Source organism: Streptomyces sp. WMMB303 (assembly GCF_029351045.1).
In the GTDB taxonomy this organism is placed as follows: Bacteria; Actinomycetota; Actinomycetes; order Streptomycetales; family Streptomycetaceae; genus Streptomyces.
In genome coordinates this window covers 6,675,907-6,699,064 of record NZ_JARKIN010000001.1, presented here as the reverse complement: position 1 = coordinate 6,699,064, position 23,158 = coordinate 6,675,907, and the positions used below count along the sequence as shown (strand labels likewise).

Here is a 23,158-nt window from a genome sequence, read left to right as displayed (position 1 = left end):
GTCCCCCGATCCCCGGGCCTCTCCCGGCGGGGCTCGCGCCCGCCGCGGGCCGGTCCGGCTGTCCCTGTCGGCTCGGCTGTCCCGACTGCCCCGGTGCCCGCTTCACGTAGTCGATGGCCATGCCGGCCTCCTCGCTTCTCGTCCCTCGCCCCTCGTACCGCCTCTGGCCCTTCGGGCGGCCGGAGGCCGGGCTGGTTCCGTTCCGCCAGGTCACGGTCATGCCCCACCGTGCGACGGCCGTGCGTAGGCCGGGCCGGGCTGCTGTCCGGCACAGTACGGAGTACGCGGCGGCCGGGAGCGGCAAAGCGGAAAAGCAGCGGACGCGAAGAAATGAAAGGCGCCAAATAACCTGATACGGCACGATATGCCGGAGTGGGGTTCTTCGTCCGGGGTGTGCCGCGGGGGATCGTGAACAGACTCACGTTTCCGTGTCATTTCGGCCCTGGTGGGCAGGGGCCTCCGCGGACGGGACCGGGTTCCGTCCGGTCGATACACTGAGCCGACCAGTGGATCCCCTCATTCCGGGCAGCGTCGCACGGAGCGCCGGGGTCCCGGGAAATGATTCGAGGAGCGAGCACACGTGGGCCTTGTCGTGCAGAAGTACGGCGGCTCCTCCGTTGCCGATGCCGAGGGCATCAAGCGCGTTGCCAAGCGGATCGTCGAAGCCAAGAAGAACGGCAACCAGGTTGTCGTCGTGGTCTCGGCGATGGGTGACACGACGGACGAGCTGATCGATCTTGCCTCAGAGGTGTCTCCGGTCGCCTCCGGCCGCGAGTTCGACATGCTGCTGACCGCAGGAGAGCGGATCTCCATGGCCCTGCTGGCGATGGCGATCAAATCCCTCGGTCACGAGGCGCAGTCGTTCACCGGCAGTCAGGCGGGTCTGATCACCGACTCCGCGCACAACAAGGCGCGGATCATCGACGTCACCCCCGGCCGGATCAAGGATTCGGTCGACGAGGGCAACATCGCGATCGTCGCCGGTTTCCAGGGCGTCTCGCAGGACAGCAAGGACATCACCACCCTGGGCCGGGGCGGTTCGGACACCACCGCGGTCGCGCTGGCCGCGGCGCTCAACGCCGAGGTCTGCGAGATCTACACCGATGTCGACGGTGTCTTCACCGCCGACCCGCGGGTGGTGAAGAAGGCGCGGAAGATCGACCGGATCTCCTTCGAGGACATGCTGGAGCTGGCCTCGTCCGGTTCCAAGGTGCTGCTGCACCGCTGCGTCGAGTACGCGCGCCGCTACAACATCCCGATCCACGTGCGGTCGTCCTTCTCCGGCCTGAGGGGTACGTGGGTCACGAACGAGCAGCCGGACGGGCAAGGGGAAGAGTCGATGGAGCAGGCGATCATCTCGGGTGTGGCGCACGACACGTCCGAGGCCAAGGTCACGGTCGTCGGGGTGCCGGACAAGCCGGGCGAGGCCGCCGCGCTCTTCCGCGCGGTCGCGGCCGCCGAGATCAACCTCGACATGGTGGTCCAGAACGTCTCGGCCGCCTCCACCGGGCTCACCGACATCTCCTTCACGCTGCCCAAGTCCGAGGGCAAGAAGGCCATCGCCGCGCTGGAGAAGGTGCAGGGCACGGTCGGCTTCGACTCGCTGCGGTACGACGACCAGATCGCGAAGATCTCTCTCGTCGGCGCGGGTATGAAGACCAATCCGGGCGTGACGGCGACCTTCTTCGAGGCGCTGTCCGACGCCGAGGTCAACATCGAGCTGATCTCCACCTCGGAGATCCGCATCTCGGTCGTCACCCGCGAGGAGGTCGTGCAGGACGCGGTCCGCGCCGTCCACTCCGCCTTCGGGCTGGACAGCGACACCGACGAGGCCGTGGTCTACGGCGGCACCGGCCGCTGACCGGGCCGGCGGCACCGCCCTCACCCGGCGGAGCCGCTACCGGGCCGGCATCCTCGCTGACCGGCGCATTCCACCGGTCCGCCGGACCCACTGGCCACGGTGGTGTGCGCTGACGGACAATGGCGCTCCCCGCCCCTGCAACCGGCAGGCAGGCGGGGAGCGTCTTTGTGTCCCTGGAGCCTGACGCGCACGGGGAGCGCGGTGGAGGGCCTGGGAGACACGGGGCGTTCACGGAGACTGAGAGATGTGTGTATGACGGCATGTGGTGTGTTTTCGCGCACAGTGCCTGTCGCGTACAACCCTGACGGGGGGAAACGTGTCAAACAGGCGTGGCAGAGGTACTCGGAATCGCAACGGCCCCTGGTCGCCCCAGCGCTGGTGCCGGAGGGCTACCAGTGGCGGGAGGCATGTCTGTGATCGCGCCGTGGCCCGCCGCGCGCCCTTCGCGTCCGCTCACACAGCATGGGGACGCTGACGAGGCGATGGCACATGGCACCACAGTCGATCACCTGACCGAGACCTACCGCGCCCACTACAAGTCCCTGCTCGGGCTCGCGGCGCTCCTGCTCGACGACACCGCCTCGTGCGAGGACGTCGTCCAGGAGGCGTTCATCCGCGTCCACTCGGCGCGCAAGCGCGTGCGCGACCCCGAGAAGACCCTCGCCTACCTCAGGCAGACGGTCGTGAACCTCTCCCGCTCCGCGCTGCGCCGCCGCATCCTCGGGCTGAAGCTGCTCTCCAAGCCGATGCCCGACATGGCGAGCGCCGAGGAGGGGGCGTACGAGCAGCTCGAACGGGATCAGTTGATCAAGGCGATGCGCGGCCTGCAGCGGCGCCAGCGCGAAGTGCTGGTGCTGCGGTACTTCGCCGATATGACGGAGGCTCAGGTGGCCGAGGTGCTCGGTCTCTCCCTGGGTTCCGTGAAGGCATACGGCTCGCGCGGGATCGCCGCGCTGCGCACCGCCATGGAGGCGGCGTCATGAGTGACGGACTGGGTTTCCCCGACGGCGAGGAGCCGCGCGGGTCGCACGAAGTGCCGGGGGACTCCCCCCAGGCACCCGGCTCGCCTGAGGTGCCGGGTCCCCCCGAGGCGCAGGACTCGCGCGCGGACGGGCCGGAAGGGGCCGCGGACCGACACCCCGCCGAGGAGGGCGCTGCCGCCGAGGAGGGCGCTGCCGCCGGGGCGGCGGGCCTCGCGCGGGAGTCCGGCTCCGGGCAGGAGTCCGGCTCCGGGCAGGAGTCCGGCTCCGGGCAGGAGTCCGGCGCTTCCGAGGAGATGTCGCTCGACCTGTTCGACGAGTCCGCGCTCAGCTCCGAGGAAGAGACCCTCCGGGACCTCCTGCAGCACAGCGTCCGCGGCATCGAACCGCCCGCCGAGAGCTTCGACCGCACCCTCGACCACCTCCAGCGGGCGGTGCCCGCACGGCGCGCGCACCGCCGCCAGGCGATGGTCGGCGGTGTGGCGGCGGCCCTCGTGGCCCTCGTCGGCGTGCCCGCGCTCGTCTACGGCGGCGTACCCGGCGTCGGCGGGGACGACCACCCGGTGACCGCGGGCAGCGTCCACGGCCAGACCCGCGGTCCCGAGGCCGGCACCGGCGGCAACGGCGGCAAGGGCGAGGAGGACCGGGACGGCGGCAAGGACGAGGACAAGGACAAGAAGCACAAGGGCGACGGAAGAACTCACCCCGCGCCCACCGGCGGCCCCGGCGACAGCGCCGACCCCAACGAGACGCTCAGCGCCAGCGCACCCACCTGCGGCAGCAACCAGCTCGGCGGGGGCTCCGCGGAATCCGGGGCGCCCGACAGCAAGGGGACCGTCTACGGCAGCTTCCGGGTCGCCAACGTCTCCGGCGACCCCTGCACGGTCCAGGGCGAAGGGCTGGTCGGCGCCTCCGTGCAGGGCAGGGCCGGCGGCGGGCAGGTCCTGGTCGTCGACCACACCGCGGGTGATCCGGCGCCCGGCCTCGGCGATCCGGCCGCCGCACGGGACGAGGTCGTGCTGCGCCCCGGCCAGGCGTATGTGGTGAAGTTCGCGTGGGTGCCCAGCGGCGGGTGCAGTTCGCCCACGCCGCAGGGCGGCCGCGGCGACGGCGAGACCACCGGCCCCGGCGCCGGCAGCGGCGACGGCTCCGCGGACGGCGGCGGGGAGAGTTCCGGCGGCGGCACCGGAACGCCCGGCGAGGGCGACGGCGGTGGCGGCGACCCGGGTGGCGGCGACGCCGATGTCGTGATCTCCCACACTCCGGAGGGCGGTGCCCCTGCCGCGGGCACGAAGGTCTCCGGGGCGTGCGGCAGCGGAACGGTCTACCGCACGGGCGTGATCCCGCAGAACTGACCCGGCGCGGAGCCCTCGTCGGCCGGGCCCCGGCGGCCCCCGCGCAGCGGACCTCCGCCTGCCGGGCCCTCCTGGCAGCGGCGCCGGTGTGTGGCCGTACTGTGGGAGTGTGTACCGGTTCCTGCTGACGCCGCGATGGTGGGCGATCAACCTCTTCGCCCTGGTGGCGATTCCGGTCTGCGTCCTGATGGGCAGTTGGCAGCTCAGCCGCTTCGACGACCGCGTCGAACGGCACCAGGAGCAGCGGGAGCAGTCCGGCGCGGAGGCGCGCGCCGAGGCGCGGCCGCTGCGGGAGCTGCTCCCGGTGACCCAGGAGACGGTGGGCCGCACGGCCACGGTGACGGGCCGGTTCGACGCGGCGCACCCGCTGCTCGTCCCCGACCGGACGGTCGAGGAGAAGCGGGGCTTCTACGTACTGTCCCTGCTGCGCCCCGACGGCGGCGGCAAGGCCCTGCCCGTGGTGCGCGGCTGGCTGCCCGGCGCGGCCGATCCGGACCGGGTGCCGGCGGCGCCCGAGGGGGAGGTCACCGTCACCGGGGTGCTCCAGGCACCGGAGTCGCAGCACGATGCCGGCGCTCCGGGCGCGCTGCCGGAGGGGCAGCTGGGGTTCGTGAGCGCCGCGCCGCTCGTCAACGTCGTCCCCTACGGGGTGCGGGACGCCTGGATCACCGAGCAGCACACGCAGCGGCCGCTGAGACCGGTGCCGCCGGTCGCGCCCGACAACACCGGCCTCGACATGAAGGCGTTCCAGAACCTGGGCTACACGGCGCAGTGGTTCGTCTTCGCCGGGTTCGTGGTGTTCATGTGGTTCCGCTTCTTCCGCCGGGAGGCGGAGACGGCCGCGGACGCCGCGCTGGGACTCACGCCGGACGGTCCGGAAGCGGATGCCGGCCTTCCGCGTCCGTCCGCGGAAGATGACGCAACGCGAAGTCGATCTCCAGCCGGATCTGCTTGATCCGCTCCTCGACGACGAGGGAACCGTGTCCCGCGTCGTAGCGGTACACCTCGTGCGGGTGGCCGCGCTCCTCGAGCCGGGTGACGTAGTTCTCCACCTGCCGGATCGGGCAGCGGGGGTCGTTGACCCCGGCCGAGACGTAGACGGGCGCGCGCACCTTGTCGACGTACGTCAGCGGCGAGGACGCCTCGAACCGCTCGGGCACCTCCTCCGGCGTGCCGCCGAGCAGGGTGCGGTCCAGGGACTTCAGCGCCTCCATCTCGTCGTGGTAGGCGGTGACGTAGTCCGCGACGGGCACCGCGGCCAGCCCCAGCGCCCACACCTCCGGCTGGACGCCGAGCCCGAGGAGGGTGAGGTAGCCGCCCCAGGAGCCGCCCGCCAGCACCAGCCGGTCCGGATCGGCGAGACCGGAGCCGACGGCCCAGGCGCGGACGGCGTCGATGTCCTCCAGCTCGATCAGGCCGACCCGGTGCTTGAGCGCGTCCGTCCAGGCGCGGCCGTATCCGGTGGAGCCGCGGTAGTTGACCCGCACGACGGCGAAGCCGTGGTCGACCCAGGCGGCGGGCTGCCCGGCGAAGGCGTCGCTGTCGTGGTGGGTGGGGCCGCCGTGCACCTCGAAGACGGTGGGGAAGGGGCCCGTCCCGGCCGGCTTCTGCACCAGCGCGTGCACGGTCCCGCCGGGCCCCTCGACCCAGGCGTCCTCGACGGGCACCGAGCGCGGAGCGGTCATCCCGGGCGGGTCGAGCACGGTGGCGCCGCTCGCGGAACGCACCTGGGGCGGCTCGGCGGCGGACGACCACAGGTACTCCACGGCGCCGTCCGGCCGCGCCGTCACGCCCATGACGGACCCGGCGGGCGTCTCGATGCGGGTGCGCGTGCCGCTCGTCAGGTCGTAGCGGAAGAGTTCGTCGCGGGCCTGGTGGCTGTGGGCGATCAGCAGCGCTGCGGCGTCCGGATACCACTCGGCGGCGACATCGCCGGGCAGGTCCAGCGCCAGCTCCGTGGTCGTGCCCGCCACCGGGTCCCAGAGCATCGGCTCCCACCGGCCGTGCCGCTGGTGGCCGACCAGGAGCCGCGGGTCGCCGTCGACCGGGGCGAAGCCGAGCACGGTCAGCCCCAGTTCCACGGTGCCGCCCTCGCTGTCGTCCAGCTCCGCGACGGTCGAGCCGTCGGGGTGTACGACGCGCAGTGCCGCGTGCATGGCGTCCCCGTGCTCGGTGTGCTCGATCACCAGCAGGCTGCTGTCGTGCGAGAGGTCGCCCACGCCCGCCGACTCGCTGTGCCGGTAGATCTCGACGGGCGCGGGCGAGCCGGGGCGCAGCACATGGACGGTGGAGCCGTCCTCGTCCGTGGAGCGGCCGAGCACCACGGTGCCGTCCCGGCCGAGTGCCAGGCCCGCCGGGTAGGAGGGGTCCAGCCCCTCGACTGCGCGGGCGTCGGGGCCGCCTGCGAAGGGCTGCCGCATCCAGACACCGAACTCGTCGCCGTCGGTGTCCGAGAACCACCAGATCCACTCGCCGTCGGGCGAAAGGGTGCCGTCCGTGGTCCCGTTGGGCCGGTCGGTCACCTGCCGCTGCTCGCCGGTCGTCCGGTCCCAGGCGTACAGCTCGAACGTGCCCGTCGCGTTCGATACGAACAGCGACCGGGCGGGTGCGTCCTCGGCCCACTCGGGCAGGGAGACGCGCGGCGCCCTGAACCGCTTCTCCCAGTCGGGCATGGCGTGGTCGGGCAGTGCGTTCTGATCCATGCGCCCCATTGTGGCCCGGGGGCCGCCTCCGGCGGACCGGGGACCGCTGGTCCGGGCCGGCGGACCGGGGGCGGCTGCCGGGGCCGGTGGTGCGGGGACCGGCGGTCGGAGTGCGGGGTCCCGAACAGTACAGTTCGAGCCGTCCCTGTTCGAGAGCTGTGCGATCTCCAAGGTGAAGGTGGCTGCGATCCCCGACGTGTCTGCGATGCCCCCGTCCGCCGCCGTCCCGCCCGAGGTGACGGTCGTCGGCGTCGGCGCCGACGGCTGGCCGGGGCTGGCCGAGCCCGCCCGGGAGGCGCTGCGCGCCGCCGAGGTGGTCTTCGGGGGCGCGCGGCAACTCGACCTGCTGCCCGCCGCGGAGTGCGCCGCGGAGCGGGTGGCGTGGCCGTCCCCGCTGCGGCCCGCCGTGCCGGGGCTGTTCGCGGCGCACGCGGGGCGCCGGATCGCGGTGCTGGCCAGCGGTGACCCGTACTTCTACGGTATCGGCCGCACCCTGGCCGAGCTGCTGCCGGAGCTGTCCCTCCGGGTGCTGCCGCACCCCTCGTCCGTGAGCCACGCGTGTGCGCGGCTCGGCTGGGCGCTGGAGGAGTGCGAGGTGGTCAGCGTGGTCGGCCGGCCGCTCGCCCGGATCGCCGCCGCGCTCCATGACGGGCGGCGGCTGCTGGTGCTCAGCGCCGGGGCCGACACCCCGGCCCGGGTCGCGGAGCTGCTGCGCGAGCACGGCTTCGGACCGAGCCGGATGCGGGTGCTGGAGCAGCTCGGCGGCCCGCGCGAGCGCTCCAGCGCGGGGACGGCACAGGACTGGCGGCATCCGCCGGGCGACCCGCTCAACATCGTCGCCGTGGTCTGTGCGGCCGGCCCGGAGGCCGACGTGGTGCGGCCGGGTGCGGTACCCGGGCTGCCGGACGCCGCGTACGAGCACGACGGGCAGCTCACCAAGCGCCATGTGCGGGCCGCGACGCTGGCCGCGCTGGCGCCCGCGCCCGGTGAACTGCTGTGGGACGTGGGCGGCGGCGCGGGGTCGATCGCGGTGGAGTGGATGCGGGCCCATCCGGCCTGCCGGGCGGTGACCGTGGAGCGCAGCGGCGAGCGTGCCGGGCGGATCGCGCGCAACGCCGACCGGCTGGGGGTGCCGGGGCTGCGGGTGGTCACCGGTACGGCACCGGAGGCGCTGTCCGGACTGCCCACACCGGACGCGGTGTTCGTCGGCGGCGGGCTGACGGCGCCCGGTCTGCTGGCCGCCTGCTGGGCGGCGCTGCCGGTGGGCGGGCGGCTGGTCGCCAACACCGTCACGCTGGAGTCCGAGGCGCTGCTGGTGCGCTGGTACCGCAGGTACGGCGGTGAACTGGTGCGGCTCTCCGTCGCGCACGGGGTGCCGGTGGGCGGCTTCACCGGCTGGCGGCAGGCGATGCCGGTGACCCAGTGGGCGGTGTGCAAGAGCGCCGCTGAGGTGACGGGCGAGCCGCCCGAAGACGTACGGGGACCCGAGGACGCGTGGGGAGACGAGAGATGACGGTGTACTTCATCGGCGCCGGGCCCGGCGCCGCCGACCTGATCACGGTGCGCGGCGCCCGGACGCTGGCCGCCTGCCGGGTCTGCCTGTACGCGGGCAGCCTGGTGCCCAGGGAACTGCTCGCCGAGTGCCCGCCCGACGCGCGGCTGGTCGACACCGCGCAACTCGACCTGGACGCCATCACCGAGGAACTGGTCCGCGCGCACCGCGAGGGGCACGACGTGGCGCGGCTGCACTCGGGAGACCCCTCCGTCTTCAGCGCCGTCGCCGAGCAGATGCGGCGGCTGACGGCCGCGGAGGTGCCGTACGAGGTCGTACCGGGTGTCCCCGCGTTCGCGGCGGCGGCCGCCGCGCTGAAGCGGGAGCTGACCGTGCCGACCGTCGGCCAGACCGTCGTGCTGACCCGGGTCGCCCGGCAGGCCACCCCCATGCCGGACGGCGAGGACCTGGCCACGCTGGGCCGCAGCGGCGCACTGCTCGTACTGCACCTCGCGGTGCGGTACGTGGACGAGGTGGTCGCCGAACTCCTCCCGTACTACGGGGGCGACTGCCCGGCAGCGGTCGTCGCGTTCGCCAGCCGCCCCGACGAGGTCGTACTGCGGGGCACCCTGGAGGAGATCGCGGAACGGGTGACGGCGGCCGGGCTCAGCCGGACGGCCGTCATCCTGGTCGGCCGCACCCTGGCCGCCGAGCACTTCCGCGACAGCCACCTCTACTCCGCGGAACGCGACCGCCACACCTGCTGAGGGCCGCGCGGGGCGCTAGCGCACGGCGCTGCGTCCGACGACCGTCCCCGCGCGGTCGATGCAGAGGACGTCCACCCGCACGGGTGCCCCGCGCAGGACGGCGAGCGCCTCGTCGCGCGCCGCCTCGGCGACGAGGTCGCCGAGCGGGACGTGCGCGGCGGCGCACAACTGGAGCGCGGCGAGACCCGTGTTGGCCGCCCGGATCCGGTCCGCCAGGTCTTCGTCGGCGCCGCCCGTCCGGGCCAGGCCGGCGAGGAAGCCCTTGTCGACCTGGGAGCGCTTGGAGTGCAGGTCCAGATGCCCGGCCGCCAGCTTGGACAGCTTGGCGAAACCGCCGCACACGGTGAGCCGGTCCACCGGGTGGCGGCGTACGTATTTCAGCACGGCGCCCGCGAAATCCCCCATGTCCAGCAGCGCGTCCTCCGGGAGCCCGTACTCGGCGACGACGGTCCGCTCCGAGGTCGATCCCGTGCAACCGGCCACATGCGTCCGCCCCGCGGCACGGGCCACGTCCACCCCGCGCCGGATCGAGTCGATCCACGCGGAGCACGAGTAGGGGACGACGACGCCGGTCGTCCCCAGGATCGACAGCCCGCCGACGATTCCCAGTCGCGGGTTCCAGGTGGAGCGGGCGATCTCCGCGCCGTTGTCGACGGACAGGGTGATCTCCACGTCGGCGCCGGTGGCTGCGTGCCCGTCCGCCACGCGGGCGACGTGCTCGCGCATCATCTGCCGCGGCACCGGATTGACGGCGGGCTCGCCCACGTCGAGCGGCAGGCCGGGGCGGGTGACGGTGCCCACGCCGGGCCCGGCCCGGAAGACGACGCCCGCACCCGGCGCGAGAGGGCGCACGGTGGCCCGCACCAGGGCGCCGTGGGTGACGTCGGGGTCGTCGCCCGCGTCCTTGACGACCGCGGCCGTGGCCTCGATGCCCGGCCGCAGATCCTCGTACGCGAGGGCGAAGGCGGGGGTCTGGCCCTTGGGCAGGGTGATCGTCACCGGATCGGGGAAGTCGCCGGTCAGCAGCGCGGTGTAGGCGGCGGTCGTGGCCGCTGTCGCACAGGCACCGGTCGTCCAGCCCGGCCGCAGCCCGGTGTGCTTGAGTTGGGCATCGCGCCCGCCCTTGGCCTCGCCTGCCGCCTCGCTCTCCGGGGCCCCGCCGGCAGCGGCCTCGCTCGCAGCGGCCTCGCTCGGCTCAGACATGAGAGGAACCGGACCCCGTGCACGCACTGATTCTCGGCGGGACGACGGAGGGCCGCCGCCTGGCGGAACTGCTGGCGGGCACCCCCGGCCTCCGGGTCACCAGTTCGCTGGCCGGACGCGTCGCGGGGCCCCGGCTGCCGGTGGGCCAGGTGCGGGTCGGGGGCTTCGGAGGCGTGCCGGGGCTCACGGAATGGCTGCGTACACACCATGTGGACGTTCTCATCGATGCCACCCATCCCTTCGCCGAGAAGATCAGTTTCCATGCCGCCGAAGCCGCAGCCGGAGCCCATGTTCCCCTGCTCGCCCTCCGCCGCCCCGGGTGGGTGCCCGGTGCGGGGGACGACTGGCACCTGGCGGACTCGCTGCCGGAGGCAGCGCGGCTGCTGCCGCGGCTGGGACGGCGGATCTTCCTGACGACCGGACGCCTGGGACTGGCCGCGTTCGCCGGGCCCGCGAGCGCCGGGCTGTGGTTCCTCTCCCGCTCGGTCGACCCTCCGGAACCGGGCACGCCCGTTCCCGCCCGGATGGAGCTGCTGCTCAGCCGGGGCCCCTTCGCGCTGGACGACGAGCGCGCGCTGCTGCGCGGCCACCGCATCGACGTGCTGGTGACCAAGGACAGCGGCGGTGCGGCCACGGCGCCCAAGCTCGCGGCGGCGCGGGAGGCGGGACTGCCCGTCGTGGTCGTCCGCCGCCCGCCGGTCCCGCCCGGCGTACGGGAGGTGACGAGCCCCGAGGAGGCGGCCGAGGCGCTCCGCGGAATGTGACCGGCACCCCCTCACCGGCCGCCTGCGCCGCTCTTGCGGCCCGCCGCTCGGGGGTGTCGCCGAGCCGCGCGGGTCACCGGTCCGCCGCATCGAAGGCGGCCTCCGCGTGCAGCCGGGCGGTGGGGAAGACGGGCACCGGGCTGTCCTGCGGCCCGATGAGCGACTCGATCTCCGTGCACCCCAGCACGATGCCTTCCGCCCCGTCCGCCACCAGCGTGTCGATGACGCGCCGGTACGCGGCACGGGACGCGTCCAGCACGATTCCCCGGCACAGCTCCTCGTAGATCACGCGGTGCACCCGTTCCCGGTCGGCGGAGCCGGGGACCAGCACCGACAGACCGCCGGCCGCCAGCCGTCCCCGGTAGAAGTCCTGCTCCATGGTGAACGCGGTTCCCAGCAGGCCGACGCGCCGCAGCCCCGCCGCCCGCACCGCCCGCGCCGTCGCGTCGGCCAGGTGCAGCAGCGGCACCTCCACGGCCTCCTCGATGTGCTCGGCGACCCGGTGCATGGTGTTCGTGCACAGCACCAGCAGATCGGCGCCCGCCGCCTCCAGGGCCCGGGCGGCGGCCGCGAGGATGCCGCCCGCCTCGTCCCAGCGCCCCTGCGCCTGCAGTACCTCGATCTCGGCGAAGTCGACCGAATACAGCACCAGCCGCGCCGAGTGCAGCCCGCCCTTCCGGTCCCTGGCGAGCTCGTTGAGCATCCGGTAGTACTCCGCCGAGGACTCCCAGCTCATTCCGCCGATCAGCCCGATGGTTCGCACGCTGCCTCCGCCCTTCCTCGTCCCGTCCCGCACCGTCGTCCCGTGCGCGCTGCCGCTGCCGCTGCCGCTGCCGCTGCCGCTGCTGGTGTTGCCGCAGCGCCGTGCGTGCGCGCCCGTCGCGGCGCCTCCGCCCGGCAGCCCACCACATAAGGCGGCCTTTGGCGTGTTGCGGGCAGGAGCGCAGAGGTGTCAGCGGCCGAGGGGACACCGAGGGATCACTGGGCGTCGTCGGGCACGGCCGTCTCGTTGCGGAGCGCCTGGAGCGTGTCGAGTTCGCGGTCGAGGTCGCGCCGTTTGGCCCGGAGCCGCTCGACCTCCTGGGCGAGCAACTGCTCCATGACGCCGTTGCGCTCCTCCAGCGGTGCCTCCAGACAGGGCAGCAGTTCGTTGACGGTGGCGCTGCTCAGCCCGGCGGCGAACAGGTGCTGGATCATCACCACCCGCTCGACCATGGACGCGTCGAAGTCCCGCCAGCCGCCGGGCGTGCGCCGGGAGCGGATGAGCCCCTGCTCCTCGTAGTACCGCAGCGACCGGGCGCTGACGCCGCTGGCATCCGCCAGCTCACCGATCCGCATGAGACCTCCCGAGGCCGTCCGTGGGACTCCAGTCTTGCAGTTGACACCGGTGTGAGGTTCCACGCTCTGGGAGCCGCACCCACCGGGGGTGCCCAGGGGAATCGGAGGTCGTCATGACCGCGCGGATCCATCTGTGGTCGGACTACGTCTGCCCGTTCTGCCTGATCGCCGACGAGGTGATCGAGCGGGCGGTCCGTGACCGGTCCGACATCGAGGTCGTCCACCACCCCCACGAACTGCGCCCCCGCCCGGCGCCCACGCTCCGCCCGGAGGACCCGTACCTGCCCGACATCTGGCAGCGTGCCGTGTATCCGATGGCACGCCGCCACCAGGTGCCGATGCGGCTGCCGAACCTCTCGCCGCAGCCCTACACCGAGTCGGCCTTCCGCGGCGCCCAGTACGCCGCGGAGCAGGGCCGGGCCGGGGCCTACCACCGGCGGGTGCAGGCGGCCTTCTTCCGCGAGGACCTGGACATCGGGGACCGCGCGGTCCTGGCCCGGCTCGCCGCGGAGACGGGCCTCGACCCGGCCGGCTACACCGCGGCCCTCGACGACCCGGAGTACGCCGAGCGGCACCGGCGGGCACTGGCGGAGTCGGCCCGGATGCAGATCACCGTCGTCCCCACGCTCGTCATCGGCGACCGGCGCATCGAAGGCGTCGCCGCCGAGGGCGTGATCAGCCGCGCGCTGCGGGAGGCGGCCGCCGCCTGACCGCGGACCCGGCTCGGCTCCGAGTCCCGCCGGCTCGCCACCGCGAACTGCACCCCGGTTCCACCGCCCGTTCCTGACCCCCGCGCGCCTTCTCGCGCCCCGCGAATCCGTTCAAGCCCCTTCCCGTTCGCGCTCTTTCGCGCCCTTTCGACCCAAGGACACCTCATGCACTGGCTCTACCTCGGCGCCGCCGTCGTCTTCGAGATCACCGTCGCCCTCTCCGCCGGCAAGGCCCAGGGCTTCACCCGGCCCGGCTGGACCGCGGCCACCCTGGCCAGCGGGGGCATCGCCACCTACCTCCTCAGCCTGGCCCTGCTGACCTTCGACGTCGGCGTCGGCTACGCGATCTGGACCTCCGCCGCGGGCGTCGGGATCGTCGTCCTCGGCGCCCTCCTCTTCGGCCAACGCCTCGACTGGCGCAAGCTCCTGGGCATCGCCGCGGTCATCGTCGGAGTCGTCGGCCTCCAGCTCAGCGGAGCAGCCTGACCATCCGGCACGCGGCCCGCCGCCCCTCTGTCCCCGTTCAACCCGTTCGTTCCGTTCACGCGTTCCCGCGTCCATGAGAAGGGCCCGCACATGTCCAACGACACCGCCACCTTCGGCAACAACGACACCCTCGGCAACACCGCCAATCTCGGCAACAACGACACCGTCCGCCACGGCGACACCAGCGGCGGCGGCGACGCCGCCACCCGCAGCGGCCGGGCGCGAGCCTGGCTCGTGCTCCTCCTGGCCGGAGCGTTCGAGGTCGGCTACGCGCTCTCCGTGGGAGGGAGCCACGGCTTCACCGTGCTGTCCTGGTCGCTTGTCGCTGTCGTCTTCTTCCTGCTGACGCTCTTCTCCCTGAGCCTCGCCCTGCGCACCCTCGACGTCGGCCTCGGCTACGCGGTCTGGGCCGGTATCGGCGCCGTCGGAGCCGCGCTGCTCGGCCCCGTCTTCTTCGACGAGACCCTCACCCCGGTCAAGGCCGTGTGGCTGACCGTGATCATCGCCGGGGTGGTCTGGCTCAAGCTCTCCGACCGGCCCCCGCGCCCCGAGGCCGACGAGCTGCCCGCCCGGCCGGGCCGGTGAGCAGCAGCCCACCGGCCGGGGACCGCCGCCCGTCGCTCGCTGCCCCGCAGCGGGCGGCGGGCGGCGGGCGGTTCAGTCCTCGGGATAGCGCCGCGGGGTCCACACCCGCGCCGGGCCGTCCGCTCCGCCGAAGGTCCGGGTCTGCGAGGAGCCGACGAGCAGCAGGGTGCGCATATCCACCTGGTCCGGGTCCAGTTCGGCCAGCGGGACGGTGCGCACGCGCTCCCCCTCCCCGCCGACGTCCCGGGCCACCACCACGGGGGTGTCCGGCGCCCGGTGCTCCAGCAGCACCTCGCGGGCCTTGCCGACCTGCCAGGTGCGGCTGCGGGAACCGGGGTTGTAGAGGGCCAGCACCAGGTCGGCAGCCGCCGCGGCGCGCAGCCGGCCGGCGATGACCTCCCAGGGCTTGAGGCGGTCGGAGAGGGAGAGCACGGCGTAGTCGTGGCCCAGCGGCGCCCCCACGCGGGCCGCTGCCGCGTTGGCGGCCGTCACCCCGGGCAGCACCCGTACCGGGACGTCCGCGTACGCGTCCTGCTCGGCCGCCTCCAGCACGGCCGTCGCCATGGCGAACACGCCGGGGTCCCCGCCGGAGACGACGGCCACCCGCCGCCCGCGCCGCGCCAGTTCCAGGGCGAACTCCGCGCGCTCGGCCTCCACCCGGTTGTCGGAGCCGTGCCGCCGCTGGCCGTCCCGGCGCGGCACCCGGTCCAGATAGGTCGTGTAGCCGACCACGTCGTCGGCGGCGGCCAGCGCGCCGCGCGTCTCGGGGGTGAGCCACAGCGGTCCGGCGGGGCCGGTGCCCACGACGACGACCTCGCCGGGGGAGTCCTCGCGGCACTCGCGGGCCGGCGCGCCGACCCTGCTCGGCAGCACGGCGACAGAGAAGTACGGCACGGAGTCCGGATCCACGTCCGCGACCCGCCCGGTGCGCTCGCCCTCCATCGTGGCGCGCTCCACGTAGCGGGCTTCGGCCAGCCGCCCCGACCGCTCCAGCGCCCGGCGCACCTTGGGGAACGTGCGCCCCAGCTTCATCACGGCGACCGCGTCGCTGGAGGCGAGCCGGGCGGTCAACTCCTCCTCGGGCAGCGTGCCGGGCAGCACCGTCAGCGCCTCCTCGGCCTCCGACAACGGGGTGCCGAGCCGGGCTGCGGCCGCGCTCACGGAGGTGACACCGGGCACGACCTCCGTCGGGTACCGGTGCGCCAGCCGCTTGTGCATGTGCATGTACGAGCCGTAGAAGAACGGGTCGCCCTCGGCGAGCACGGCCACCGTCCGCCCCGCGTCCAGATGCGCGGCCAGTCGCGCCGACGCCTCGGTGTAGAAGTCCTCCAGCGCGCCCCGGTAGCCGCCCGGGTGGTCGGTGGACTCGGTGGTGACGGGATAGACCAGCGCCTCCTCCACGTGGTCGGCCCGCAGATGGCGCTCCGCGATGGAGCGTGCGATCGACCGGCCGTGCCGGGCACTGTGGTAGGCGACGACGTCCGCCTCCGCGATGGCCTCCACCGCCCGCACCGTCATCAGCGCCGGGTCACCGGGCCCCAGCCCCACGCCGATCAACCGCCCGGCGCCGCCGGTGCCCGCGGCTCCTGTCGCTTCGGGGGTCCGGGCTTCGACCGCTGCGCGGCCGCCGGTCGCCGGGTCGCCGTGCGTCGCCGCCCCGCCCGCGGGCGTGCCGCTCCCGCCGTCCGCCGCCGCGTCGTGCGCTGCCGCATCGTCGGACACGGTGTTCACCTGCTCCTCCTCCGCGCTGCCGGTCACCTGCCTCATTCCTCCTCGCTCGCGATGGCGTTGAGCGCGGAGACGGCCAGGGCGCTGCCACCCCTGCGGCCGTGGACGATCAAATGCTCCAGCCCGGAGGCGTGCTCGGCCAGCGCCTCCTTGGACTCCACGGCCCCGACGAAACCGACCGGCACCCCGATCACGGCAGCCGGCCGCGGCGCCCCCTCCTCGATCATCTCCAGCAGCCGGAAAAGCGCCGTGGGCGCGTTGCCGATCGCCACGACCGACCCCTCCAGCCGGTCGCGCCACAGTTCGAGGGCGGCGGCGGTACGTGTCGTCCCCAGTTCGGCCGCGAGCCGGGGCACCTCCGGGTCGGCGAGGGTGCACACCACCTCGTTGTCGGCCGGAAGCCGCCTGCGGGTGACGCCGCTGGCGATCATGGCGACGTCGCAGAGGACGGGCGCGCCCGCGCGGAGAGCCGCGCGGGCCTCCGCGACGACCCGCGGAGTGTGGGCGAGGTCCCGGACCAGGTCGACCATGCCGCAGGCGTGGATCATCCGTACCGCGACCTGGGCGACGTCGGCGGGCAGCCCCGCCAGGTCCGCCTCGGCGCGGATGGTGGCAAAGGACTGCCGGTAGATGGCAGCGCCGTCCTTCTCGTACTCGAACACTGTGTTCCCGCTCGTCGTCATGGGCTTGCCGTCGCTGAGTCCTCGCGCGCGGGCACCTGTGCCCCGCTGTGCTCGGACGGTCGGTTGCTCTCCCGTGTCGCGGCGCCCGGAAGCGCGCCGCCGCCGTGCCCGGTCCCGTCGTCCCGCCGTCGTCCGGGGCCCTCCGGTACGCGGGCCGCCGCGGCGGCCGCGCCCGGGTCGGAGCCGGCGGGGACCGGGACGGGGAGCTCTTCGCCGGTGCCGCGCACCACCGCCACCCGGTAGCCGTCGTTCCCGGCCACGACCTCCACCCGGTCGCCGCGCGGATGCCCGCACCGGCGCTCGCACCCGGACCAGTACACGGGCAGCGCGGACGAGCCGCTTCCGGTGCCGAGGCCGGAGGCGGCAGCAGGACGGGCCAGGGCAGCCGCGGCGTCGGCGCGTACGTCCGTCAGGGACTTGGCGCAGCCCGGGCGCCCCGCGCAGGCGCCCGCTCCCCGCCAGGGCGAGGCGGGATCGGTCACCAGCCCCGTGGCGCCGAGCGCCGCGAGGGCGCCGGGTGCACGTGAGCGCGTGAGACCGGGCACGACGACGCCCCGCCACGGAGTCATCCGCAGCGTGCCGTCGCCCTCGCGTTCGGCGGTACGGGTCAGCAGCTCCCACTGCCGACCGGTCAACCGGCCGAGCGGGGCGAGCACGGAGAGCGCCACCGCCCCGGATGGGCCGGTGACCGGGCCGGGCACGGGAGCAGCAGCGGTGTTCCCCGCGCGGGTCTGTTCAGAGCGGGGGCCGAGCGCCGGGGTCGCCGGGAGAGGCGCGAGCGGCGCCTCCCGCGCTCCAGTTCTCAGCCGGAGTGCGGTCCTGCGGGCCAACTCGGCGCCGGTCACCGCGAGGTCGGCGACCCGCCAGGCGCGGAGCCCCGACTCCCGTACGGCGGCGAGGAAGATCTCCGCGGCCACCACGGCCGCGGCTGCGGCGTGTCCGTCCGCGACGCGGAGCACTCCGGCGTCCCGGTCGGCGCCGAGGTACAGCAGCGTCGTGCCCTCCGGCTCGGCGAGCAGGGTCACATCCGCTCCGAGCGCGGCGACATCGCCGCGGCCGTCGTCCACGGCGAACAGGAAGCGCCCCGACAGTTCGCGCAGCACTTCGCTTTCGCACAGCAGTCGGTCGAGTTCGGCGAGTCGTCCGGCGATGTCCCGGTGCCCGGAGCCGTCCAGGCCGGAAAGCGGCGAGGCCACGATGTTCCGGACGCGCTCGTGCGCGAGCGAGGGCAGCAGCCCCGCTCCGCTCAGCAGCCCGGCCAGCTCGGGGCCAGCATCGTCTCGGAGGCCCCGGAGTTGGATGTTGCCGCGGGAGGTCAGATGCAGGTCGCCGGAGCCGAGCCGGGTCGCCGCCGTGTGCAGGGCCGCCGCTTGCGCGACGTCGAGCACCCCGCCGGGCACCCGTACCCGCGCCAGTCCGCCGTCGTCCGCCGGGTGCAGCCGCAGCGCTCCCGGGCAGGCGTCGGCCCGCTCGCGCGGGGCTGCGCAACTAGTTGCATCGGCAACTGGCATGGCGCCGTGCGCGGACGGACGACTGGAGGGCATGACCATGTCGGCGAGCATACCGACCCCCGTCGACCCCTCCCGGAGCACCGGACCGCCCCGACGGGTGCCCTCCCGCCGCGCGGCGGGCCCCCGTAGGATGCTGTGGGCGGACCATCCGGTCCGCCCACATCGCCAGCGACGGCGACAGGGGAGGAAGCCCGGTGCGAATCCGGCGCGGTCCCGCCACTGTGAGCCCGGCCACCACGGCCGGGTGAGCCAGGAACTCCCGCCGTCCGAGACCGCCCGGGGCGCGGACACCCCGAGGAAGGGCCGACAGCAGCATGCCGCTTTCGTCACGCGACAACGCCGACTCCGACGCGACCGTCGCCACGCCCGACGATGCCCCCCGGGTGATCCTGCTCCTGTCGACCTCCGACACGGACCTCCTCAGCGCCCGTGCCGCCTCCGCCGAGGTCACCGCGCCGGCCCCGGGCGACGGCGCCGACAGCCCCGCCACCGCACCGCTCACCTACCGCTACGCCAACCCGAGCCGCATACCCGAGGACGCCCTCGGCACCGAACTCGAAGCGCTGCTGGACGGAGTCGACCTCGTCGTCGTCCGGCTGCTCGGCGGCATCCGGGCCTGGCAGCAGGGCATCGACCTGCTGCGCGGCTCCGGCGTCCCGCTCGTCGTCCTGACCGGCGAACAGGCCCCGGACGCCCAGCTCATGGCCGCCTCCACGGTCCCCATCGGAGTGGCGGCCGAGGCGCACGCCTACCTCGCACACGGCGGCCCCGCCAACCTCGTGCAGCTGGCCCGCTTCCTGTCCGACACCGTGCTGCTCACCGGCCACGGCTTCGAGCCCCCGGCACCCGCCCCGGCATGGGGCCACCTGGACCGCGAACCGTCCACCCGCGTCCGCCCGGCCGGCGGGCCGGACCGCGACGCCTCCCCCGGCGACCCGGCGGCGCCGGGGACGGCCCCCACCATCGCCGTCCTCTACTACCGGGCCCACCACATGAGCGGCAACACCGCCTTCGCCGCGGCGCTCTGCGACGCCGTCGAAGCGGCGGGCGGCCGGGCGCTCCCCCTCTACGTGGCCTCGCTCCGCGCACCCGAACCCGACCTCATCGAGGAACTCCGCGCCGCCGACGCCATCGTGACGACCGTGCTCGCCGCGGGCGGCACCAAACCCGCGGAGGCCGGAGCGGGCGGCGACGACGAGGCATGGGACGCGGGCGCCCTCACCAGCCTGGACGTACCGATCATCCAGGCGCTGTGCCTCACCGCGCCCCGGACCGACTGGGAGCAGAACGACGAGGGGGTCTCCCCGCTCGACGCCGCGAGCCAGATAGCCGTCCCGGAGTTCGACGGCCGGCTCATCACGGTGCCGTTCTCCTTCAAGGAGATCGACGCCGACGGCCTGCCGTCCTACGTCGCCGACCCGGAGCGCGCCGAGCGGGTCGCGGGCATCGCCGTACGCCACGCCCGGCTGCGCCACATCCCGGCAGCCGAGAAGCGGTTGGCGCTCGTGCTGTCCGCGTACCCGACCAAGCACTCCCGGATCGGCAACGCGGTCGGTCTCGACACCCCGGCCAGCGCGGTCGCGCTGCTCCAGCGGCTCCGGTCGGAGGGCTACGACTTCGGCGACGAGGACATCCCCGGCCTCCCCCGAACCGGTACCCCGGCCACCGGCACCGCCCACACGGCCGCACCCACCGAAGCCGGTTCGGGCGACGAAGCCGGCTCGGACGACGAGGCCGGTTCGGGCGACGAGGCCGGGCCGGAGGAACACGTCGGCGACGCGCTCATCCGGGCGCTCATCGAGGCCGGTGGCCACGACCAGGACTGGCTCACCGAGGAGCAGTTGGCCAAGAACCCGGTCCGCATCCCGGCGGCCGACTACCGCCGCTGGTACGCCACGCTCCCGCAGGAGCTGCGCGACGCCGTGGAGGAGCACTGGGGCCCGCCGCCGGGCGAGATGTTCGTCGACCGCACGCACAACCCGGACGGCGACATCGTCCTGGCCGCCCTGCGCCACGGCAACCTGCTGATCCTCATCCAGCCGCCCCGCGGCTTCGGCGAGAACCCCATCGCCATCTACCACGATCCGGACCTGCCGCCCTCGCACCACTACCTGGCGGCCTACCGCTGGATCGCCGCGCCCCAGGCCGACGGCGGATTCGGCGCGGACGCGGTGATCCACCTCGGCAAGCACGGCAACCTGGAGTGGCTGCCCGGCAAGAACGCGGGCCTGTCCGCTGCGTGCGCACCCGACGCCGCGCTCGGCGACCTGCCGCTCGTCTACCCGTTCCTGGTCAACGACCCGGGCGAGGGCACCCAGGCCAAACGGCGGGTGCACGCCACCCTCGTCGACCACCTGGTGCCGCCGATGGCCCGCGCCGACTCCTACGGGGACATCGCCCGACTCGAACAACTCCTCGACGAGTACGCCCAGATTAGCTCCATGGACCCGGCCAAGCTTCCGGCGATCCGGGCCCAGATCTGGACCCTCATCCAGGCGGCCCGGCTCGACCACGACCTCGGTCTGGAAGAACGGCCCGACGACGACGGCTTCGACGACTTCCTCCTGCACGTCGACGGCTGGCTGTGCGAGGTCAAGGACGCGCAGATCCGCGACGGCCTGCACGTCCTGGGCGCGGCGCCCAGCGGCACCGACCGCGTCAACCTGGTCCTCGCCATCCTCCGCGCCCGGCAGATCTGGGGCGGCACCACCAGCCTCCCCGGCCTCCGCGAAGCCCTCGGCCTGGACGAGTCGGCGGCCACCCGCGCCACCTCCGACCAGGCCGAGGAGCAGGCCCGCGCCCTGGTCGAGGCGATGGAGGCGGCGGACTGGGACCCCGCGGCCGTACCCCGCGCAGCCGCCGGGCACCCGCAGCAGGTCGCCGACATCCTCGACTTCGCGGCCCGCGAGGTCGTCCCCCGCCTGGCGGCCACCACCGCCGAACTCGACCACGCCCTCCACGCCCTCGCCGGCGGCTTCGTCCCGGCCGGGCCGTCCGGCTCCCCGCTCCGCGGACTGGTCAACGTCCTCCCGACCGGCCGGAACTTCTACTCCGTCGACCCCAAGGCCGTCCCCTCACGCCTGGCGTGGGAGACGGGCCAGGCCCTCGCCGACTCCCTCCTGGAGCGCTACCGCGCCGACAACGACAGTTGGCCCACCTCCGTCGGCCTCTCCCTGTGGGGCACCAGCGCGATGCGCACGGCGGGCGACGACATCGCCGAAGCCCTCGCCCTGCTCGGCATCCGCCCGGTGTGGGACGACGCCTCCCGCCGCGTCACCGGCCTGGAGCCGATCCCCGCCGCCGAACTGGGCCGCCCCCGGATCGACGTCACCCTGCGGATATCCGGCTTCTTCCGCGACGCGTTCCCGCACGCAGTCGCCCTGCTGGACGACGCGGTCCGGCTGGCCGCCTCCCTGGAGGAGCCGGACGACGTCAACCACGTACGCGCCCACACCCAGCAGGACCTGCGCGAACACGGCGACGAACGGCGCGCCACCACCCGCATCTTCGGCTCCCGCCCCGGCACCTACGGCGCGGGCCTCCTCCAACTCATCGACTCCCGCGACTGGCGCACCGACGCCGACCTCGCCGAGGTCTACACCGTCTGGGGCGGCTACGCCTACGGCCGGGACCTGGCCGGCCGCCCGGCCCGCGACGAGATGGAGACCGCCTACAAGCGGATCGCCGTCGCCGCCAAGAACACCGACACCCGCGAACACGACATCGCGGACTCCGACGACTACTTCCAATACCACGGCGGCATGGTCGCCACCGTGCGCGCGCTGCGCGGCTCGGCCCCCGAGGCGTACATCGGCGACTCCACCCGCCCCGAGACGGTGCGCACCCGCACCCTCGTCGAGGAGACCTCCCGCGTCTTCCGCGCCCGGGTGGTCAACCCCAAGTGGATCGAGGCCATGCGCCGCCACGGCTACAAGGGCGCCTTCGAACTGGCCGCCACCGTCGACTACCTCTTCGGCTACGACGCCACCACCGGGGTGGTGGCCGACTGGATGTACGACAAACTCACCGAGACCTACGTCCTCGACGAGACCAACCGCGCCTTCCTCCAGGAGTCCAACCCCTGGGCCCTGCACGGCATCGCCGAACGCCTCCTGGAGGCCGAGTCCCGCGGCATGTGGTCCAAGCCCGATCCCACGGCCCTCGACGCCCTCCGCCAGATCTACCTGGAGACGGAAGGCGAACTGGAACAGGACGAATAGCGATCCGGCGGCCGGTCCGGCAGACCCCACAGGACTGCCGGGCCCCTCGGCCCCGCCGGCACACGCCGTTGCGGCGTCAGCGGCGCACTACGCCATGAGCCGCAGGACATCAGCGGCCGACCACTGCCGCTCGGCCCCCGGCGCCCCGGCGAGGTACTCCGCGACCGCCGCCGCGCTCCAGCCGCCGTCCGCCGTCAGCAGTCCGGTGGCCAGGAAGCGCAGATAAGCGGCCGCCGGAGGCAGGTGCGGCACCTCTCCCACACGCCACGGCGCGGTGCACGTCAACACCGGGCGGCCCGCCAACTCCCCGGCGTACACCAGGGTCTGGTACCGCCCGGCGCCGATCCGGTCCCGTCCCCGGGCCAGGACCCGGGACAGATCGAGATCCGTCCCGGGCTCCCGGTACATCTCCTGCGCCGCGATGTCCGAGAACTGCCCCGCCGTCACCAGGTGCGCCACCGCGAGGGTGCGTCCTTCGGCACGCGGATCGTAGAAGGCCCGTCCGCCGCCCCACACGGGCGACGTCGTCGCGAAGTACAGCACCCCGGGCAACTCCACCGGCACCGACTCCGCGGGCATCGCCCGATCCCGGCACCCCGGATACCACCGGCTCGCACCCCGCGGCCGCCCCCCGGCGAGGTAGGCCCGCAACCGCTCCGGATGGACGTTGGAACCGTAGGCGGCGTACCAGAGCTGCCGCGGCGTCTCCGTACGATCCGCGGCCCTCCGTTCCACCTGCCGCACGGGACTCACGCCGTCGCCGCCGGCACCGG

The 23,158-nt window shown here is 74.1% G+C and carries 19 protein-coding genes and 1 riboswitch; of the genes, 11 read left to right on the top strand and 8 right to left on the bottom strand.

The window, feature by feature from the left end; translation table 11 throughout:
* The first annotated feature begins 580 nt into the window (after nucleotides 1-580).
* The 4 genes from P2424_RS28955 to P2424_RS28940 all read left to right on the top strand — a co-directional run bounded on the left by P2424_RS28955 (nucleotide 581) and on the right by P2424_RS28940 (nucleotide 5,151).
* Nucleotides 581-1,861, top strand: coding sequence for an aspartate kinase (locus P2424_RS28955; protein WP_276478608.1), 1,281 nt, complete (start codon nucleotides 581-583; stop codon nucleotides 1,859-1,861).
* Between the two features lie 407 nt (nucleotides 1,862-2,268).
* The gene (locus P2424_RS28950; RefSeq protein ID WP_063829223.1) at nucleotides 2,269-2,844 is read left to right on the top strand and encodes a SigE family RNA polymerase sigma factor; all 576 of its coding nucleotides are present in this window, start codon (nucleotides 2,269-2,271) and stop codon (nucleotides 2,842-2,844) included.
* Nucleotides 2,841-4,196, top strand: a complete 1,356-nt coding sequence (locus tag P2424_RS28945) for a hypothetical protein (RefSeq protein ID WP_276478607.1) — start codon at nucleotides 2,841-2,843, stop codon at nucleotides 4,194-4,196. Before P2424_RS28950 ends, P2424_RS28945 begins: the two co-directional genes overlap by 4 nt.
* 109 nt (nucleotides 4,197-4,305) lie before the next feature.
* Nucleotides 4,306-5,151, top strand: coding sequence for an SURF1 family protein (locus P2424_RS28940; protein ID WP_276478606.1), 846 nt, complete (start codon nucleotides 4,306-4,308; stop codon nucleotides 5,149-5,151).
* Here P2424_RS28940 and P2424_RS28935 read toward each other — a convergent pair.
* Nucleotides 5,057-6,898, bottom strand: coding sequence for a prolyl oligopeptidase family serine peptidase (locus P2424_RS28935; protein WP_276478605.1), 1,842 nt, complete (start codon nucleotides 6,896-6,898; stop codon nucleotides 5,057-5,059). The two genes, P2424_RS28940 and P2424_RS28935, sit on opposite strands and share 95 nt — an antisense overlap.
* 205 nt (nucleotides 6,899-7,103) lie before the next feature.
* On the opposite strand from P2424_RS28935, the gene cbiE reads away from it, so the two are divergent.
* Both cbiE and cobM read left to right on the top strand, forming a co-directional pair.
* Complete coding sequence (gene cbiE, locus P2424_RS28930; RefSeq protein ID WP_276479172.1) at nucleotides 7,104-8,411, top strand: precorrin-6y C5,15-methyltransferase (decarboxylating) subunit CbiE; 1,308 nt, start codon at nucleotides 7,104-7,106, stop codon at nucleotides 8,409-8,411.
* A complete protein-coding gene (gene cobM / locus P2424_RS28925; protein ID WP_276478604.1) occupies nucleotides 8,408-9,157 on the top strand; it encodes a precorrin-4 C(11)-methyltransferase in 750 nt (249 codons plus the stop codon). Before cbiE ends, cobM begins: the two co-directional genes overlap by 4 nt.
* 15 nt (nucleotides 9,158-9,172) lie before the next feature.
* Here cobM and P2424_RS28920 read toward each other — a convergent pair whose 3' ends face one another.
* The gene (locus P2424_RS28920) at nucleotides 9,173-10,360 is read right to left on the bottom strand and encodes a cobalt-precorrin-5B (C(1))-methyltransferase (RefSeq protein ID WP_276478602.1); all 1,188 of its coding nucleotides are present in this window, start codon (nucleotides 10,358-10,360) and stop codon (nucleotides 9,173-9,175) included.
* A gap of 17 nt (nucleotides 10,361-10,377) precedes the next feature.
* On the opposite strand from P2424_RS28920, the gene P2424_RS28915 reads away from it, so the two are divergent.
* Nucleotides 10,378-11,124 carry a cobalt-precorrin-6A reductase gene (locus P2424_RS28915; RefSeq protein ID WP_276478601.1) on the top strand — a complete coding sequence of 249 codons (747 nt, stop codon included), beginning with the start codon at nucleotides 10,378-10,380 and terminating at the stop codon, nucleotides 11,122-11,124.
* A 73-nt stretch (nucleotides 11,125-11,197) separates the two neighbouring features.
* On the opposite strand, the gene P2424_RS28910 is transcribed toward P2424_RS28915, so the two are convergent.
* Nucleotides 11,198-11,887 carry an aspartate/glutamate racemase family protein gene (locus tag P2424_RS28910; protein ID WP_276478600.1) on the bottom strand — a complete coding sequence of 230 codons (690 nt, stop codon included), beginning with the start codon at nucleotides 11,885-11,887 and terminating at the stop codon, nucleotides 11,198-11,200.
* 215 nt (nucleotides 11,888-12,102) lie between these two features.
* Nucleotides 12,103-12,462 (bottom strand): MerR family transcriptional regulator, encoded by a 360-nt coding sequence (locus P2424_RS28905; RefSeq protein ID WP_276478599.1) that lies wholly within the window; start codon nucleotides 12,460-12,462, stop codon nucleotides 12,103-12,105.
* Nucleotides 12,463-12,575: 113 nt separating this feature from the next.
* On the opposite strand from P2424_RS28905, the gene P2424_RS28900 reads away from it, so the two are divergent.
* From P2424_RS28900 to P2424_RS28890, 3 genes are all read left to right on the top strand, one after another.
* Nucleotides 12,576-13,172, top strand: coding sequence for a DsbA family protein (locus P2424_RS28900; RefSeq protein ID WP_276478597.1), 597 nt, complete (start codon nucleotides 12,576-12,578; stop codon nucleotides 13,170-13,172).
* Nucleotides 13,173-13,337: 165 nt separating this feature from the next.
* Nucleotides 13,338-13,658, top strand: a complete 321-nt coding sequence (locus P2424_RS28895; RefSeq protein ID WP_276478596.1) for a multidrug efflux SMR transporter — start codon at nucleotides 13,338-13,340, stop codon at nucleotides 13,656-13,658.
* Between the two features lie 90 nt (nucleotides 13,659-13,748).
* Entirely contained in the window at nucleotides 13,749-14,243 is a 495-nt protein-coding gene (locus tag P2424_RS28890; RefSeq protein WP_276478594.1) for a multidrug efflux SMR transporter, read from the top strand.
* Nucleotides 14,244-14,315: 72 nt separating this feature from the next.
* Here the strand turns inward: P2424_RS28890 and P2424_RS28885 are convergent, their stop codons facing one another.
* Genes P2424_RS28885 through cobG form a run of 3 tightly spaced genes read right to left on the bottom strand, consistent with a single transcriptional unit; the run spans nucleotide 14,316 to nucleotide 18,165 of the window.
* Nucleotides 14,316-16,010 carry a precorrin-2 C(20)-methyltransferase gene (locus P2424_RS28885; RefSeq protein ID WP_276478593.1) on the bottom strand — a complete coding sequence of 565 codons (1,695 nt, stop codon included), beginning with the start codon at nucleotides 16,008-16,010 and terminating at the stop codon, nucleotides 14,316-14,318.
* Entirely contained in the window at nucleotides 16,007-16,633 is a 627-nt protein-coding gene (locus P2424_RS28880; RefSeq protein ID WP_276479171.1) for a precorrin-8X methylmutase, read from the bottom strand. The genes P2424_RS28885 and P2424_RS28880 overlap by 4 nt, the downstream gene beginning before the upstream one ends.
* 17 nt (nucleotides 16,634-16,650) lie before the next feature.
* Nucleotides 16,651-18,165 (bottom strand): precorrin-3B synthase, encoded by a 1,515-nt coding sequence (gene cobG, locus P2424_RS28875; RefSeq protein ID WP_276479170.1) that lies wholly within the window; start codon nucleotides 18,163-18,165, stop codon nucleotides 16,651-16,653.
* A 183-nt stretch (nucleotides 18,166-18,348) separates the two neighbouring features.
* Nucleotides 18,349-18,424, top strand: a riboswitch (cobalamin riboswitch).
* Nucleotides 18,425-18,548: 124 nt separating this feature from the next.
* On the opposite strand from cobG, the gene cobN reads away from it, so the two are divergent.
* Nucleotides 18,549-22,385, top strand: coding sequence for a cobaltochelatase subunit CobN (cobN, locus tag P2424_RS28870; protein ID WP_276479169.1), 3,837 nt, complete (start codon nucleotides 18,549-18,551; stop codon nucleotides 22,383-22,385).
* A gap of 87 nt (nucleotides 22,386-22,472) precedes the next feature.
* On the opposite strand, the gene P2424_RS28865 is transcribed toward cobN, so the two are convergent.
* Entirely contained in the window at nucleotides 22,473-23,129 is a 657-nt protein-coding gene (locus P2424_RS28865; RefSeq protein WP_276479168.1) for a histone deacetylase, read from the bottom strand.
* Nucleotides 23,130-23,158: the final 29 nt, after the last annotated feature.

Bases quoted from the DNA above. Each gene is read 5' to 3' on its own strand.
- P2424_RS28950 (WP_063829223.1), top strand. From the start codon at position 2,269: ATGTCTGTGATCGCGCCGTGGCCCGCCGCGCGCCCTTCGCGTCCGCTC.
- P2424_RS28945 (WP_276478607.1), top strand. From the start codon at position 2,841: ATGAGTGACGGACTGGGTTTCCCCGACGGCGAGGAGCCGCGCGGGTCG.
- P2424_RS28935 (WP_276478605.1), bottom strand. From the start codon at position 6,898: ATGGATCAGAACGCACTGCCCGACCACGCCATGCCCGACTGGGAGAAG.
- cbiE (WP_276479172.1), top strand. From the start codon at position 7,104: ATGCCCCCGTCCGCCGCCGTCCCGCCCGAGGTGACGGTCGTCGGCGTC.
- cobM (WP_276478604.1), top strand. From the start codon at position 8,408: ATGACGGTGTACTTCATCGGCGCCGGGCCCGGCGCCGCCGACCTGATC.
- P2424_RS28920 (WP_276478602.1), bottom strand. From the start codon at position 10,360: ATGTCTGAGCCGAGCGAGGCCGCTGCGAGCGAGGCCGCTGCCGGCGGG.
- P2424_RS28905 (WP_276478599.1), bottom strand. From the start codon at position 12,462: ATGCGGATCGGTGAGCTGGCGGATGCCAGCGGCGTCAGCGCCCGGTCG.
- P2424_RS28900 (WP_276478597.1), top strand. From the start codon at position 12,576: ATGACCGCGCGGATCCATCTGTGGTCGGACTACGTCTGCCCGTTCTGC.
- P2424_RS28895 (WP_276478596.1), top strand. From the start codon at position 13,338: ATGCACTGGCTCTACCTCGGCGCCGCCGTCGTCTTCGAGATCACCGTC.
- P2424_RS28890 (WP_276478594.1), top strand. From the start codon at position 13,749: ATGTCCAACGACACCGCCACCTTCGGCAACAACGACACCCTCGGCAAC.
- P2424_RS28885 (WP_276478593.1), bottom strand. From the start codon at position 16,010: ATGAGGCAGGTGACCGGCAGCGCGGAGGAGGAGCAGGTGAACACCGTG.
- cobG (WP_276479170.1), bottom strand. From the start codon at position 18,165: ATGCCAGTTGCCGATGCAACTAGTTGCGCAGCCCCGCGCGAGCGGGCC.